Here is a 15276-nt window from a genome sequence, read left to right on the forward strand (position 1 = left end):
TGAAAGATAAAGATTGATACCAATATGATAAAGAATAAGTGGAACAATCATAAATTGGCAGCAGAAAGTATGGCATTCCTTATGGTATGCCTTTTTCTGCTGTTTTCTTTTTGGAATCCGGTTATGTCCTATGCGAAGGATTCTTTTCTGGCTGGTTATATGCAGTCTGTATATAATCAGAAATCAGGCATCGGCAGCAATGAGGTAAATTGCTTGTTTCAGTCGTCGTCTGGATATATATGGGCAGGAACCGATGGCGGACTTTATCGTTCCAATGGTTCCGGATTTCAGAGCATTGACCTGTGGGATACGGATCGTACGGATCTGTATTCGATCAATTGTATCATGCAGGATCAGGATGGACGGATGTGGATTGGCACGGACAACTATGGATTGTTTTATATCGAGGATGGACAGACCCATCATCTGCAGGAAGAATATTACAATGGAAATAAAACGATTCTTGCAATCACGGAAGGACAGGATGGGACAATCTATGTGGCATGTACAAGTGGCTTGTTTGTGGTTGCGCAGGCAGATCAGGATAAACGTTCAGATACGTCGGCGTATTGTCTCGCTGCGTATTCGGATGCAGTGCTTGCAAGTATGGAATTCCGTGGGCTGACTGCAAAAGACGATGAGATCTGGGGACTTGCTGCAGGTGGAAAAATCTATGTATTTAATCAGGAAGGTGTGCTGCACGAGATTACAGAGCAGGAAGAGTCGGGAGAAGAATGGAACACGATTCAGACCTGTCAGGATTATGTCTATGTAGGAAGCAGCGGCAGGGAAGTCCGTGCGTACCGGACAGCAACAAGCAAACGGACGCTGGCAGCCGGTGTTGAGGGCATTAACAATTTCATGCAGGATGCAGAAGGCAGACTGTGGGTGTGTGCAGATAACGGGTATGGATATTTTGATAAGCAGTCAAATTTTGTACGCATCAATGACAGCCAGATTGATACGTATATCTCCGATATGATTCAGGATTACGAGGGAAATTATTGGATTGCATCTTCTCGTCTTGGACTGCTGCTTTTGACGAAAAGCAAATTCTCTGATTACAATATGGCAAGTGGCATGGCTGAGAGCATGGTAAATGCTGTATATGAATATCGTGGGAAGAAATACATTGCAACGGATGATGGACTTTATATCTACAATGCAAAGGAAGAGCAGGAAGTCAATGATCTGACAGAACTTCTGAAGAATGTTAGTGTACGGCATATCACTGCAGACGATTCTGGTACATTGTGGATATCGACCAATCGAAAATATGGCGTTGTGAAATATCAGGCAGACGGAACGATCACGGTGTACGGAAGATCGGATGGATTGCCGGGTATGGCGGTGAATTGTACGCTGCCATTGTCTGATGGCAGGCTTGCGGTTGCTACGACAGAAGGACTTGCAATTCTGGATGAGACTGGAAAAGTGGAACAGGTTTATCATAGCGGGGAGGAACTTGCTGAGGTTAATATATTGTCGCTGTTTGAGACACGGGAGGGCGATATACTGGCAGGAACGGACGGTGAAGGAATCTATGAATTGGAAGCTGGAAAGGATACATTACTGCATTACAGCACCGAGGATGGTTTGAATTCGGATGTTGTATCCTGTTTTGCACAGGGCGATCAGGGTGTCTGGATTGGGACAGACAGTGGTTTGTGCTTCTATAGCGAAGCGTTTCGTATGATCAGTAATGTAGAATATTCAAACAGTGTGTATGATATCGAGATCGCGCGTGGGTCTGTCTGGCTGATTGGTTCGATGGGCGTGCTTCGCTCTTCGGAAGATGAGCTGCTTGGAAGTAACGGAATATCCGGGCGGTATTTTGCGACAGGAGACGGTCTGACGAAGACGATCAATACGACCGGAAATGCATGTATTGATACAAAAGGAAAACTGTATATTTGCTGTAATGAGGGCATTTCAGTTTTAGATACGGAACATATCTGGTACAACGAAGTGCAGCCGATCATTAAGGTTACACGGATTGATATTGATGGAACTTCCTATGAATTTGATGATCTGAATGATGGTCTTGTGATCAAAAGTGATGCATCGAAGGTGACAATTGATTTTGCGGTATTTTCCTATACAAACCGGTCGAATATCAAGGTGGAGTACCGGTTGGAAGGATTTGAGTCCAATCCGACCGAACTGCACGGTGACGATGTGCTGCAGGCCGTTTATACGAATCTGGACGGTGGTGTTTACACATTTACTGTGAACGCGTATAATGGCGACGGAACTGCGTGTGCAGAGCCACTTTCGTTCGTGATTGAAAAGGAGAAGAGCGTCTTTGAAAGTCCGATGGCACGTATTATCCTGATATTCAGTCTGGTAATTGTATTTTTACTTCTGTTCCTCACGGTGATCCGTGTCAGACGGATGCTGAAATCCAAGACCTCTGCGTTGGAGCAGTTGTCGAGAGAGCATGAAGAAGCGGTCAAGACAAGTACCGCGAAGAACGATTACTTAGCAAACATGAGTAATGAGATCAAGACACCAATTCATGCGATGATGGTGAAGGCAGATGAACTTCTGCATATGGTAGATAAGGATTCTCCATATCGAAAGGATATCCGCGGTATCTATGATATCGGAAATGATATCCTGGCGAGTGTCGATGATATTATATTGCTTGCCAAACTGGAATCTGGACGTTTTGAGTTGGAGGAGAGTAATTACGCAATCTCGGATCTGGTAGCGGATATGTCGGAACTTGCATTGCAGGAGCTTGCCGATAAGGATAAGTCTGTAAAGTTCTTTGTAGAGCTTGGTGAAAATGTAACAGACAATCTGATCGGCGATGTTGATAAGATCCGAAATATTCTGGTGCGTCTGCTGGACAATGCGATTCGCTATACGAAGCAGGGAAGTATTACCCTGTCTGTGGACAGCTATGGGTATACGGATCATGCACATCAGGATATGTTAAATATTGTATTTACGATTGCAGATACTGGTATTGGAATTCAGGAAGAGCGGCTGGATAATATATTTGATCTGTATGAGAGTGGAGACAGCATGAAAAACAGTACCCATCCGGGACATGGCGTTGGACTTGCAATTGCGAAGGGTTACGCGGATATTCTGGATGCGGAGTTATCTGTGGAAAGTGTATATGGCGCTGGTTCGACCTTTGTTTTGTCATTGAACCAGAAGCCGGCTGTAAAGCTGAGCAGTGGACAGGTTGTATCGAAGATCGAGGATACCGTATCCAAGGAGGATGCGGAGAAGCTGTGGCTGCCGGAGGTATCCGCACTGCTGGTCGATGATGATGAGGTCAGCATTGAGGTTAGCCGCAAAGTGCTTACATCCTTTGATATGAAGCTGGATGTTGCGACATCGGGACTTAGCGCAATTGATATGGTATTGAATCATGAGTATGATGTTGTCTTTATGGATTTGTCAATGCCGATCATGAATGGTATTGATGCAATGAAGGAAATTCGGGAACTGGATGATATCAGGTATGCGATGTTACCGATTATTGCGCTTGATCCAGATGCTATTGAGGGAAATCGTGGCAGTCATATATCGGCTGGATTTACAGACAGTATGGTAAAACCGATCGAACCACGACGGGTGGCAGCCATATTAAAGGATTGTCTGCCAGAGGATAAGTTACAGGAGCGTTCGGATGATATCCGCCTTTTGATCGAGGGCTCACGGTTCCGGGAAGGACTGCTTCGCCTACAGGAATCGCTGGATGTGGAAGAAGCAATTCAACGTATCGGTGGAAGTATCGAAGTGTATAATAAGCTGATACAGGCATTTTATTCACAGAACAAAGATGTAGCGAACACCCTGGCAGAGAAGTCAACGCGGGATATCCGGGCATTTAAGACGAAGATTCATTCGATTCGTACGTTATCGAATAGCATTGGCGCATATGAGCTTGCAAGATATGCAGCAAGAATGGAGACGTCAATCAATGTTGGAAAGCGTGACCAGCTGCGGCAGAATCTGCGAGGATTCATTGACGAGCTTGTATATCTGCTTTTGATCTTGGAGGATTATGAGCGGTTTGTTGATGAGGTATCCGGTATGACGGATGAAGAGTATGCGGCAAAGATGGCACAGCAAAGTGAAAAGGAAGCCGTCGTGGAAAATGAAGATGCTGACCAGGCAGAATCCGACGAAGCTATGCAGATACCACAGGATCTGACGGTAATTTCAATCGCGGTGCTTGATAAGATGACGGAATTTGCCAAGACAGGGGATTTTGAACAGGTAAGAACACATCTGGATCGCCTGAAAAGCTATGGCTATGATGGAGATAATCTGGAGTTTTTACAGGCACTTTCTGAGGCGGCAGAATCAGAAAATGCCGATATGATCACAGAGCTTGTGAACACATACCGGGATTTGAAACTGTAAATAAAAAGGGGATGAAAAAATGGAGCATGAACAATTTGATGAGGCTTTGATGCAGTGTATCCATACACTTCGTGCGGGAAGTGATATGGATCACGCAATTCAAAATCTGCTGGAAATCATTGCGGAATTTCACGATGCAGATCGTGCGTACATTTTCGAGTTTGCAGAAGATGAAATTCATATGGATAACACCTATGAATATTGTAAGGCTGGAATCACACCAGAGAAAGATATGCTGCAGAACCTTGAGATATCCACGATCGACCGGTGGTTGGTTTTATTTGAGGAGCAGGGAGAGGTGTACTTAAATTCCAGAGATGGAGAACTGGATGAAAACTCTGAGGAGTACCGGCTGCTTAAAATGCAGGGCGTAGAGAGTCTGATGGTGGCACCGCTTTATTCAGAGACGAAGCTGATCGGATTTATCGGTGTGGATAATCCGAACGAAAACACTTATACACTGTCATTGCTCCGGTCTGTTGCTTCGCTGATCGTAAACGATATTCAGAAGCGAATCACACTGGAACAGCGTGTGATCAATGCGCTGGCACGTATATATATTTCCATGTATCTGGTGAATATTCCGGCGGATACACAGAAAGAATTTAACAGTAACAGTGATGTGCGAAAATATGTCAAGCAGACGGAGCATGCTTCAGAACAGATGCGTACCGCGATGGAGCATATGACAGATGCGCAGTATTGGGGTGGCACACTTGCATTTTCCGAGCTTACAACGTTAAATGAGCGGATGAAGCACTGTGACTATATCAGCCATGAGTTTTACAGCTCCACAGACAAGTGGTGCCGTGCGAATTTTATCGTCGTTGACCGACTGGAAAATGGTGATCTGAATAATGTAATTTATGGTGTGCAGTTGATTGATGATGAGAAAAAGAAGGAGCTCGAATATCAGGCAGCCCTCGAACATGCATTGGCAAATCAGAATGAGATTTATGGAGAACTGCTTCAGATGCAAAGTGGCGGTGTGATTGCCGTCGAAATCAAGACGAACCGGATTCTTGTGATTAACCGTGCGTTGTTGGATATGCTTGGAATTGATGAGACAAAGAAAAACCAGCTTACACATGAGGATTTTCTGTCCCATTTTGTGGATAAAAAGGCGATGGAAAAGTATCTGGCAGTACGCGATACACTTGTGGAGCCGTATGTGCGGGAATATGAAGTCATGCGCGGCGATGAGCATGTGTTTGTGCTCTGTCATACAAAGCTGATTACGCTGGCAAATGGAGATCGTGTCAGTCTGACAAGCGTCATGAATATTACAGAGAATAAAAAGTTTGAACAACGTCTGCTTGTACAGTCCCGGATGGATGCTTTGACAAAGATCTGTAATCGCGGATATGGAGAAGCACAGATTGAAAAGTTGTTAAAGGCGAAGAAAAATGGTATGTTCCTGTTGTTTGATGTCGATAAGTTTAAGCATATCAATGATACATATGGACATAGTATTGGTGATGAGGTTTTGATACAGGTTGCAGATGCATTAAAGCAGACCTTCGAACAGGCGGGTGTCTGTATGCGGCTTGGTGGAGACGAGTTTGCGGTATATGCACCGGAGATAACGGAACAAATGCAGGCGGAAACGATGATACAGGCATTTTTTGAACGGATTCGGAATATTGCAATCCCTCAGATGGAAGGGGATGCTATCTCTGTCAGTCTGGGTGCAGTACTTTGTGCGCCAGATAGGGAGCATGTATTTGAAAAGGTATACCAGCGGGCAGATGCTACGATGTATACCTGCAAGAAAGTAATAGGAAACAGTTATGATTTTTATACAGGGAGGAACCCCGCATGAATATAGAATTATCTGGGAAAAATAAAACAGTTGCTGATGGAATCACCGTTGCAGAACTGATTGCGCAGGAGCAGTTAGAGACGCCAGAGCATGTGAAGGTGGCAGTGAATGATGATTTTGTGGAACGCGAACAATTCGCAGATACCAGATTGCACGACGGCGATGTGGTAGAATTTCTGACGTTTATGGGTGGCGGATGCAGATAACTGAAAAAGTACGGACATAAAAGGGGTAACAGTTTTGATTCGAAGCGTGTTACCTGGATTTTAGCTCGGAGGATAAGGACATGTACGATATTTCACCAGAAGAATTAAAGGATTATAAGGCATATACGATTGTGGATATCCGGGACAGTATGTCGTATGCATATGGACATCTGCCGGATGCGATTTCCGTACCACAGGCAGAGCTTTCCACGTATATTGATGAGTGGAAAGATGCAGGCAAGATACTGATCTACTGCAAACGTGGAGAGGCAAGTCTGGATGCGGTGCTGATGTTACGGGAACAGGGTGTGGAAGCCTATAACTTAGACGGCGGCTATATGGCGTGGCTGATGCTTGCCATGCAGGAACCAGCAGATCAACCAGATACGGATTTTGCGAAGGATGTGGAAGAGAGCATACGGAAGCGGTTCCGGAAGAAAATCTGGTGCAGGTTCACGAAAGCAATCAATGAATATGAACTTGTGAAACCGGGAGATAATATCGCAGTCTGTATCTCTGGTGGCAAGGATTCAATGTTGATGGCGAAGCTGTTCCAGGAGCTGAAAAGGCATAATAAGTTTCCTTTTGGTGTGCAGTTTCTGGTGATGGATCCGGGCTACAGTCCGGAGAACCGTCAGGTGATCGAGACGAACGCGAAGAACTTAAATATTCCGATCACGATATTTGAGTCGGATATATTTGAATCAGTCTTTCATGTCGAGAAATCGCCGTGTTATCTGTGCGCGCGTATGCGGCGCGGACATCTGTACAGTCAGGCGAAGGCACTTGGCTGTAACAAGATTGCCTTAGGACATCATTATGATGACGTGATTGAGACAATCCTTATGGGAATGTTATATGGGGCGCAGGTGCAGACGATGATGCCGAAACTCCATAGCACGAATTTCGAGGGCATGGAACTGATTCGTCCGCTGTATCTCGTGCGTGAGGACGATATCAAAGCTTGGCGCGATGCGAACCATCTGCATTTTATCCAGTGTGCGTGCAAATTTACAGATACCTGTTCTTCATGTGATAAGGATGGACAGAGTAATTCCAAACGTCTGGAAGTGAAGAAACTGATCCATGAGCTTGCGAAGACGAATCCATTTGTGGAAGGAAACATCTTCAAGAGTGTGGAGAATGTGAATCTGAGTACGGTGATCGCATACAAGCAGAATGGTGTGAAGCATCATTTCTTAGATGACTATGATAAAGAGTGAAAATACAAGAGAAAAAGGAGACGAGAAAAATGGCAACAATGATGGAACTGGCAGAGGAAATCATAAAGGGAAGAAGAATCACAAAGGACGATGATCTGTCTATATTTCTGACATGTGATCTGGATGAGCTGCGGGCAGGTGCAGATAAGATCCGTGAATATTTCATTGGTGATGATGTAGATCTGTGCTCGATCATCAATGGTCGAAGCGGCAGATGCCCGGAGGACTGTAAGTTCTGTGCACAGTCTGCGCACAATCATACAAACTGCGAGGTGTATGATTTCTTGGACGAGGAGAAGATCATGGAGGCATGCCGTTTCAATGAAGAGCATGGGGTACACCGGTTCTCAATCGTAACAAGTGGCCGTGCGCTGACCGGAGAAGAGTTCGAGAAAGCCATCCATGCATTTGAGCGGATGCATAATGAATGTAAAATCGATCTCTGCGCGTCTATGGGATTTCTGACACCAGAGCAGTTGCACCGTCTGCATGAGGCAGGTGTGACAAGTTACCATCATAATATCGAGACTTCGAGAAGAAACTTCCCGAATATCTGTACCACACATACTTACGATCAGAAGATCGAGACTTTGAAGGCGGTTAAGGCAGAGGGCATGTGTCCTTGCTCTGGTGGTATCATCGGTATGGGTGAGACATGGGAGGATCGTCTGAGCATGGCAGTGGATCTGGCAGAAGCAGGCGTAGAATCTATTCCTATCAATGCATTGATGCCAATCAAGGGAACACCGCTTGAAGACCGGGAGTCTCTGACCGAGGATGATATCCTTCGTACAATTGCATTCTTCCGATATATAAACCCGGAGGCAAATATCCGTCTGGCAGCCGGACGCGCCCTTCTGACAAACGATGGTGAGATCGCGTTCCAGTCCGGTGCATCTGCAACGATCACAGGTGATATGCTGACGACCGTTGCCTGCGCAACAATTGCAAGCGACAAGGAAATGCTGGCAAAGCTTGGAAGAAATGCAACCCCTGGTTATGTGAAAGAAAAATAGTATGCGTGATTATTCTATATGCATAGTATATTCGCAAACGGTTGACACTTGAAAAATCTTATCAAATAGTGAACTTGACAAATACCCCCTACCGGTATATATTATATACCCGTAGGGGGTATTTGACGTATGGAAGAAAATAAAGAAGAAAAGAATTGTCCTTGTTGTTCTGGGAAACATAAAGAACGACAGGAAAAAGAAAAAAAGGATCTGATGAACCGGCTGAAGCGGATCGAAGGACAGGTGCGAGGCATCGAGAATATGCTGGAGAAGGATGCATACTGTACGGATGTATTGATACAGGTTTCTGCGGTCACATCCGCACTCAACAGCTTCAATAAGGTACTGCTTGCCAACCACGTAAAAACCTGTGTGGCTGACAACATCCGCCAAGGAAACGACGAAGTGATTGACGAGTTAGTAACACTTTTACAAAAGTTAATGAAGTGAAGATGGAAATATATGTTAGGTAATTCCATACAACTCATTGGAAAGGAGAAAAATTATTACATGGAACAATATAAAGTGAAGGGTATGAGCTGCGCCGCCTGCAGTGCCCGTGTCGAGAAAGCGGTCTCCGCGGTGGATGGCGTGACAGATTGTACTGTGAGCCTGCTTACCAATTCGATGAGTGTGGAAGGAACGGCAGATGCAGCGACGATTATCCGGGCGGTCGAGAAAGCCGGCTATAAAGCCTCGAAGATGAAGGCTGGAAAGCAGTCTGGCGGTGCGACGGATGAGGATGACGCACTCAAAGACACCGAGACACCGTTGATGCGGAAACGTTTGATCGCATCGGTAGTTCTGCTGATCCCGCTCATGTATGTGTCAATGGGACATATGATGTGGAACTGGCCGTTGCCACCGTTTTTCGAGGGCAATCACGTAGCGATGGGACTTGTACAGCTTCTGTTCACGGTTGCGATCATGGTCGTAAACCAGAAGTTCTTCGTAAATGGTTTCAAAGGACTCATACACCGGGCGCCAAATATGGATACGCTCGTGGCACTTGGCTCTGCGGCGTCGTTTATCTACAGTGTGTATGCGCTGTTTGCAATGACCGATGCAGTTGTCAAGGGACAGGAGACACAAGTCATGCATTATATGCATGAATTTTACTTTGAATCCGCAGCGATGATTCTCACACTGATCACAGTCGGAAAGATGCTCGAAGCAAAGTCAAAGGGCAAGACGACCGATGCATTAAAGGGCTTGATGAAGCTGGCACCGAAGACCGCAGTCTTAGTCAAGGATGGCGTGGAGCAGACAGTGCCAATCGAGCAGCTCCATATCGGCGATTTGTTTGCAGTCCGTCCGGGTGAGAATATTCCGGTGGATGGATTTGTTAAGGAAGGAAACAGTGCAGTCAATGAATCCGCACTGACCGGAGAGAGTATCCCGGTTGACAAGAATCCGGGCAATCCAGTATCTGCTGCGACACTCAATCAGTCCGGATATCTGCTCTGTGAGGCAACCCGTGTCGGCGAGGATACGACGTTGTCACAGATCATTCATATGGTAAGTGATGCAGCGGCAACGAAAGCACCGATTGCGAAGGTCGCAGATAAAGTATCCGGCGTATTTGTACCAATCGTTATCAGCATTGCAATCGTGACATTTGTGATCTGGATGCTCGTAGGAAGACCGGTAGGATATTCGCTTGCAAGAGCGATTTCCGTTCTGGTTATCAGCTGTCCGTGTGCACTTGGACTTGCAACTCCGGTTGCCATCATGGTTGGAAATGGTGTGGGTGCAAAGCATGGAATCCTGTTTAAGACGGCCGTTTCGCTGGAGGAGACAGGCAAGGTACAGATTGTTGCACTCGATAAGACCGGTACGATCACGAAGGGTGAACCGCGTGTAACGGATATCTTTCCGGTAGGCTGTGAGGAAGCGTATCTGATGCATGCCGCATATGCGCTGGAACAAAAAAGTGAGCATCCGCTTGCGAAGGCGATTATCGCATGGGGCGATGCGAACAACCAGACGGAGGCAGGTGTCGGGGAGTTTCAGGCAGTTTCCGGAAATGGTCTGATGGGCGTCCGCGATGGAAAGCATTTGCAGGGTGGAAACTGGAACTATATTTCCGGGCAGATCAGGATAGCAAAAGAGGAAGAAACTGAACTTCGGAAGCAGGCAGAGGTCTATGCATCCGAAGGAAAGACACCATTATTCTTCGCGGAGGATGGCAAGATCCTTGGAATGGTGGCAGTTGCCGATGTGATGAAGGAGGACAGCCCGGAAGCAATCGCGGAGCTTAAAAATATGGGAATCCATGTTGTCATGCTGACCGGTGATAACGAGCAGACGGCTCAGGCAATCGGCAAGCAGGCAGGTGTCGATGAAGTGATCGCAGGTGTGCTTCCGGATGGTAAGGAGGCTGTGATCGCCAATCTGCAGAAGAAAGGAAAGGTTGCGATGGTCGGTGATGGCGTGAACGATGCTCCGGCACTCACACGTGCAGATATGGGTATCGCAATCGGAGCAGGAACCGATATTGCTATTGACGCGGCGGATGTCGTGTTGATGAAGAGCCGGTTATCGGACGTGCCTGCAGCAATCCGGCTTAGCCGGGCAACCTTGCGGAATATCCACGAGAACCTCTTCTGGGCATTTATTTACAATATTATAGGAATCCCGCTTGCGGCAGGTGCGTGGGTTCATTTATTTGGCTGGACATTGAATCCGATGTTCGGTGCAGCAGCGATGAGTCTGTCAAGCTTTTGTGTTGTGACCAATGCACTTCGTCTGAATCTGTTCAAATTCGGAAAGAAGCAGCGGGAGACAGCATAGGAGAGGTTGACATTCTATATAAATTCATGTAGTTTAAGGAGGAAAACAAAATGGAACAGATTATTGCAAAAATCGATGGTATGATGTGTGGTATGTGCGAGTCGCATATGAACGACATGGTAAGAAATAATTTCAAGGTGAAGAAAGTCACTTCTTCCCATGCGAAGAAGGAGACTGTGATCGTAGCGGAAGAAGGCTTTGATGATGCAAAATTTACAGAAGAAGTTGAGAAGCTTGGCTACAAGGTGCTTGGCATCGAACATCAGCCTTATGAGAAGAAAGGGTTATTTCACAGAAAATAGCAACTAGCAGATGAACGTGGGAAAGAAACTAAGAAAGTTCATATTTTTAAATGTATTTGCGATGATGGGCATGTCGTGCTACATCCTCGCAGATACATTTTTTATCTCCGTGGCAAATGGAACCCTTGGTATTGCAGCATTGAATCTGACACTGCCGGTTTATGGGTTGTTATTTGCCATTGGTTCGTTAATCGGGATTGGTTCCGCAACGAGGTATTCGCTCTGCAAGATGACCGATAATGAGACATCGAGGCTGTATTTCTCAAATGCTGTGATGTTCGCGGTTCTGATCGGAATCGGATTTACACTGCTTGGAAACTTTTTCCCGGCAGAGATTTTGAAGCTGATGGGAGCGGATGCGGATATCCTGTCGATCGGAACGGAATATCTGCAGATTGCGATGCTTTTTTCTCCATTTTTTATTGCAAACTATACCTTTACTGCGTTTGTAAGAAATGATAATGCACCGAATATCGCGATGGCGGCAACGTTACTCAGCAGTTTGTTCAATATTGTATTTGATTATGTATTTATGTTCCCGATGCACATGGGAATGCGTGGCGCGGCACTTGCAACCGGCGTGTCACCGATTATCAGCATCGGTATCTGCATGATCCATTATCTATCGAAGAAAAATACGATCGTATTCAAATGGCATCTGCCGAGCTTCAAACTGCTTGCTTCCGCAGCAGGTCTTGGCGTAGTGGCATTTGTCGGTGAAATCGCAAACAGTATCACAACGCTTGTGTTTAATTTTATTCTGCTTGCGTTATCCGGAAATAATGCAGTTGCCGCATACGGTGTGATCGCGAACATTGCACTCGTCGGAACGGCAATCTTTAATGGTGTATCGCAGGGCTTACAGCCACTTGCGAGTACCTCGTACGGACATGGCGACAAAGAGGATGTCAAGAAGATCTTACGTCAGTCGCTGGTGATCGCAGTTATCCTGTCAATCGTGCTTGTGTCTGCGGTATGGGTGTTCGCACAGGGACTGGTTGGTATCTTCAACAGTGCCCAGTCGGCGGAGCTAGCGAAGTTTGCCGTGCCGGGACTCCGGATTTATTTCTTAGGGTTCTTAGTGGCGGCGGTCAATATTGTACTGGCGGGATTTTTCAGTGCGACCGGACAGGCACTTGCATCTTCCCTGATCGCGGTATCGCGTGGAATCATTGTGATCAGCCTGATGGCATTCATGCTGTCGAAGCTTTTTGGTGTAACTGGTGTCTGGATGGCATTTCCGGTTACAGAGGTCGTGACATTTGGTATTGCGATGGGAATTCAGGGTGTGAGTAAAAGAAAAGAATAGGAGTGGCATATGACATTACAACAGCTACGGTATGCAGTGACAATTGCAGATATGAAGTCGATGAACAAGGCGGCGAGCGAGCTTTTTGTATCGCAACCGGCATTATCGAATACAATTCATGATTTAGAGGAAGAATTACAGATAGAGATCTTTCTGCGGACGAACCGCGGTATCGTTGTGACAACCGAGGGCGAAGAGTTCTTAAGCTATGCCAGACAGATGGTGGAGCTGCAGCAGATGATGGAAGAAAAATATATGGGTGCTGCAGAACACAAGCGGAAGTTCAGCGTATCCATGCAGCATTATTCCTTCGCAGTGGAGGCGTTCATCAAGCTGGCGCGGAATTTCTCACTGGACGAGTATGAGCTTGCTGTCCATGAGACGAAGACCGGTGAGGTTATCGAGAATGTCAAGAATTTCCGGAGTGAGCTTGGCATCCTGTATCTGAACAGCTTCAACCAGAAAGCCATGCAGAAGGTATTTGATGCAAATGAACTGGAGTTTAAACCGTTGTTTGACTGTGCGGTTTATGTGTATCTCGCAAGTGGACATCCACTTGCGGGGAAGGAGTCCATTTCCTTCTCGGATTTAGAACCGTATCCGTGCCTGTCATTTGAGCAGGGCAATAAGAATTCCTTTTATTTTGCGGAGGAGGTATTAAGTAACCTCGAATATAAGCAGACGATCAAGGCGGACGACCGTGCGACGATGTTAAATCTGATGACAGGGTTAAACGGCTACACCTTATGTTCCGGTATTATCTGTGAGGAGTTAAACGGCGATGGGTATACGGCAGTACCGTTTGCAGCCGAGGAGACGATGACGATTGGGTATTTGAAACGGAAGGGAATCCCGCTCAGCCATCTTGGAAGCCGCTATATTGAGATCTTGAAGCAGTATGAAAAGCACTGCAAATGAAATTTATTCTCATTATAAATGAGGGTGGTTTCGTTGACTTTTGAAACATGTCTGATTATAATTTTTCATGGACAAAAGTAAAGAATTAAGGAGGCATTCATAGCAATGAGTGAGTTAATTTATTTAGATAATGCGGCGACAACGAAAGTTGCACCGGAAGTATATGAAGCAATGAATCCGTATTTCGAAGAGTACTATGGAAATGCGGCAAGTGTATACCGCTTTGCCGGCGAGAGCAAGAAAGCGGTGGAAGATGCCAGAAAGGAAGTTGCGGATTTTCTTGGCGCAAAGCCAAATGAGATTTATTTCACGGGTGGCGGAAGCGAGTCAGATAACTGGGCTTTGAAAGGAATCGCATTTTCCCAGAGAAAGAAAGGAAAACATATCATCACGTCTGCCATCGAACATCATGCAATCCTGCATACATGCGAGTATCTAGAGAAGCTTGGTTATGAGATTACGTATGTCGGCGTGGATGAAAATGGTATCATCAAATTAGATGAGCTTGAAAAATCAATCCGCGAGGATACAATTCTGATTTCGGTGATGTTTGCAAATAACGAGATCGGAAGCATCCAGCCAATCAAGGAGATTGGCGAGATCGCGAAGAAGCATAAGGTTCTCTTCCATACAGATGCGGTACAGGCATATGGACATGTGCCAATCAATGTGGATGAATGCCATATTGATATGCTTTCTGCCAGCGGTCATAAGATCAACGGACCAAAAGGAATCGGTATCATGTACCTTAGAAATGGTGTGCAGATTGAGTCCTTTGTCCATGGTGGTGCACAGGAGCGTGGAAAGCGTGCCGGTACACACAATACACCGGGTATCGTAGGCTTTGGCCGTGCGACAACACTTGCAAAAGAGAAGATGGAAGAGCGTACAAAGAAGGAAGTCGAGTTGCGTGATTACCTGATCAAGCGTGTCTTAGATGAGGTTCCATATACGAAGTTAAATGGCGACAAGGTAAAGCGTCTGCCAAACAACGTAAACTTCAGCTTCCGGTTCATCGAGGGTGAGTCACTTCTGATCATGCTCGACCAGAAGGGTATCTGTGCATCCAGTGGTTCCGCATGTACATCCGGATCACTCGATCCATCGCATGTATTGCTTGCCATTGGTCTGCCACATGAGATCGCACACGGATCACTTCGCCTGACATTATCCGATGAGACAACAAAGGAAGAAATCGACTATACAGTAGAGGCAATCAAGACGGTTGTAGAGCGTCTGCGCAGTATGTCACCGCTTTACGAGGACTTCGTAAAGAAGAACAAGCAGTAAGTTCATAC

General features: G+C 46.0%; 11 protein-coding genes. All 11 read left to right on the forward strand.

Annotation, left to right across the window (positions count from 1 at the left end; translation table 11 throughout):
• Window positions 1-24: 24 nt before the first annotated feature.
• The 11 genes from AAAT93_RS05485 to nifS all read left to right on the forward strand — a co-directional run bounded on the left by AAAT93_RS05485 (window position 25) and on the right by nifS (window position 15268).
• A complete protein-coding gene (locus tag AAAT93_RS05485) occupies window positions 25-4389 on the forward strand; it encodes a two-component regulator propeller domain-containing protein (RefSeq protein ID WP_227573486.1) in 4365 nt (1454 codons plus the stop codon).
• Between the two features lie 19 nt (window positions 4390-4408).
• Window positions 4409-6211, forward strand: coding sequence for a sensor domain-containing diguanylate cyclase (locus tag AAAT93_RS05490; RefSeq protein WP_117780610.1), 1803 nt, complete (start codon window positions 4409-4411; stop codon window positions 6209-6211).
• A complete protein-coding gene (thiS, locus tag AAAT93_RS05495) occupies window positions 6208-6417 on the forward strand; it encodes a sulfur carrier protein ThiS (protein ID WP_021985163.1) in 210 nt (69 codons plus the stop codon). The genes AAAT93_RS05490 and thiS overlap by 4 nt, the downstream gene beginning before the upstream one ends.
• 80 nt (window positions 6418-6497) lie before the next feature.
• The gene (locus tag AAAT93_RS05500) at window positions 6498-7640 is read left to right on the forward strand and encodes an ATP-binding protein (RefSeq protein ID WP_117780609.1); all 1143 of its coding nucleotides are present in this window, start codon (window positions 6498-6500) and stop codon (window positions 7638-7640) included.
• A 29-nt stretch (window positions 7641-7669) separates the two neighbouring features.
• Window positions 7670-8656 carry a biotin synthase BioB gene (bioB, locus tag AAAT93_RS05505; RefSeq protein ID WP_021985161.1) on the forward strand — a complete coding sequence of 329 codons (987 nt, stop codon included), beginning with the start codon at window positions 7670-7672 and terminating at the stop codon, window positions 8654-8656.
• A 129-nt stretch (window positions 8657-8785) separates the two neighbouring features.
• Window positions 8786-9106, forward strand: a complete 321-nt coding sequence (locus tag AAAT93_RS05510) for a metal-sensing transcriptional repressor (protein ID WP_021985160.1) — start codon at window positions 8786-8788, stop codon at window positions 9104-9106.
• Window positions 9107-9166: 60 nt separating this feature from the next.
• The gene (locus tag AAAT93_RS05515) at window positions 9167-11449 is read left to right on the forward strand and encodes a heavy metal translocating P-type ATPase (protein WP_331682262.1); all 2283 of its coding nucleotides are present in this window, start codon (window positions 9167-9169) and stop codon (window positions 11447-11449) included.
• 50 nt (window positions 11450-11499) lie between these two features.
• Window positions 11500-11751, forward strand: a complete 252-nt coding sequence (locus tag AAAT93_RS05520; protein WP_021985158.1) for a heavy-metal-associated domain-containing protein — start codon at window positions 11500-11502, stop codon at window positions 11749-11751.
• Between the two features lie 10 nt (window positions 11752-11761).
• Window positions 11762-13060 carry an MATE family efflux transporter gene (locus AAAT93_RS05525; RefSeq protein ID WP_117780607.1) on the forward strand — a complete coding sequence of 433 codons (1299 nt, stop codon included), beginning with the start codon at window positions 11762-11764 and terminating at the stop codon, window positions 13058-13060.
• Window positions 13061-13069: 9 nt separating this feature from the next.
• The gene (locus tag AAAT93_RS05530; protein ID WP_117780606.1) at window positions 13070-13978 is read left to right on the forward strand and encodes a LysR family transcriptional regulator; all 909 of its coding nucleotides are present in this window, start codon (window positions 13070-13072) and stop codon (window positions 13976-13978) included.
• A 105-nt stretch (window positions 13979-14083) separates the two neighbouring features.
• The gene (gene nifS / locus AAAT93_RS05535) at window positions 14084-15268 is read left to right on the forward strand and encodes a cysteine desulfurase NifS (RefSeq protein WP_021985155.1); all 1185 of its coding nucleotides are present in this window, start codon (window positions 14084-14086) and stop codon (window positions 15266-15268) included.
• The last annotated feature ends 8 nt before the right edge of the window (window positions 15269-15276 follow it).

It is taken from the genome of Coprococcus hominis (ex Arizal et al. 2022), assembly GCF_040094675.1.
Taxonomy (GTDB): Bacteria; Bacillota; Clostridia; order Lachnospirales; family Lachnospiraceae; genus Coprococcus_C; species Coprococcus_C hominis.

Coding starts and splice junctions, on each gene's coding strand:
- bioB (WP_021985161.1), top strand. CDS start 7,670: ATGGCAACAATGATGGAACTGGCAGAGGAAATCATAAAGGGAAGAAGA.
- AAAT93_RS05510 (WP_021985160.1), top strand. CDS start 8,786: ATGGAAGAAAATAAAGAAGAAAAGAATTGTCCTTGTTGTTCTGGGAAA.
- AAAT93_RS05525 (WP_117780607.1), top strand. CDS start 11,762: ATGAACGTGGGAAAGAAACTAAGAAAGTTCATATTTTTAAATGTATTT.
- nifS (WP_021985155.1), top strand. CDS start 14,084: ATGAGTGAGTTAATTTATTTAGATAATGCGGCGACAACGAAAGTTGCA.
- AAAT93_RS05485 (WP_227573486.1), top strand. CDS start 25: ATGATAAAGAATAAGTGGAACAATCATAAATTGGCAGCAGAAAGTATG.
- AAAT93_RS05515 (WP_331682262.1), top strand. CDS start 9,167: ATGGAACAATATAAAGTGAAGGGTATGAGCTGCGCCGCCTGCAGTGCC.
- AAAT93_RS05530 (WP_117780606.1), top strand. CDS start 13,070: ATGACATTACAACAGCTACGGTATGCAGTGACAATTGCAGATATGAAG.
- AAAT93_RS05500 (WP_117780609.1), top strand. CDS start 6,498: ATGTACGATATTTCACCAGAAGAATTAAAGGATTATAAGGCATATACG.
- AAAT93_RS05520 (WP_021985158.1), top strand. CDS start 11,500: ATGGAACAGATTATTGCAAAAATCGATGGTATGATGTGTGGTATGTGC.
- AAAT93_RS05490 (WP_117780610.1), top strand. CDS start 4,409: ATGGAGCATGAACAATTTGATGAGGCTTTGATGCAGTGTATCCATACA.
- thiS (WP_021985163.1), top strand. CDS start 6,208: ATGAATATAGAATTATCTGGGAAAAATAAAACAGTTGCTGATGGAATC.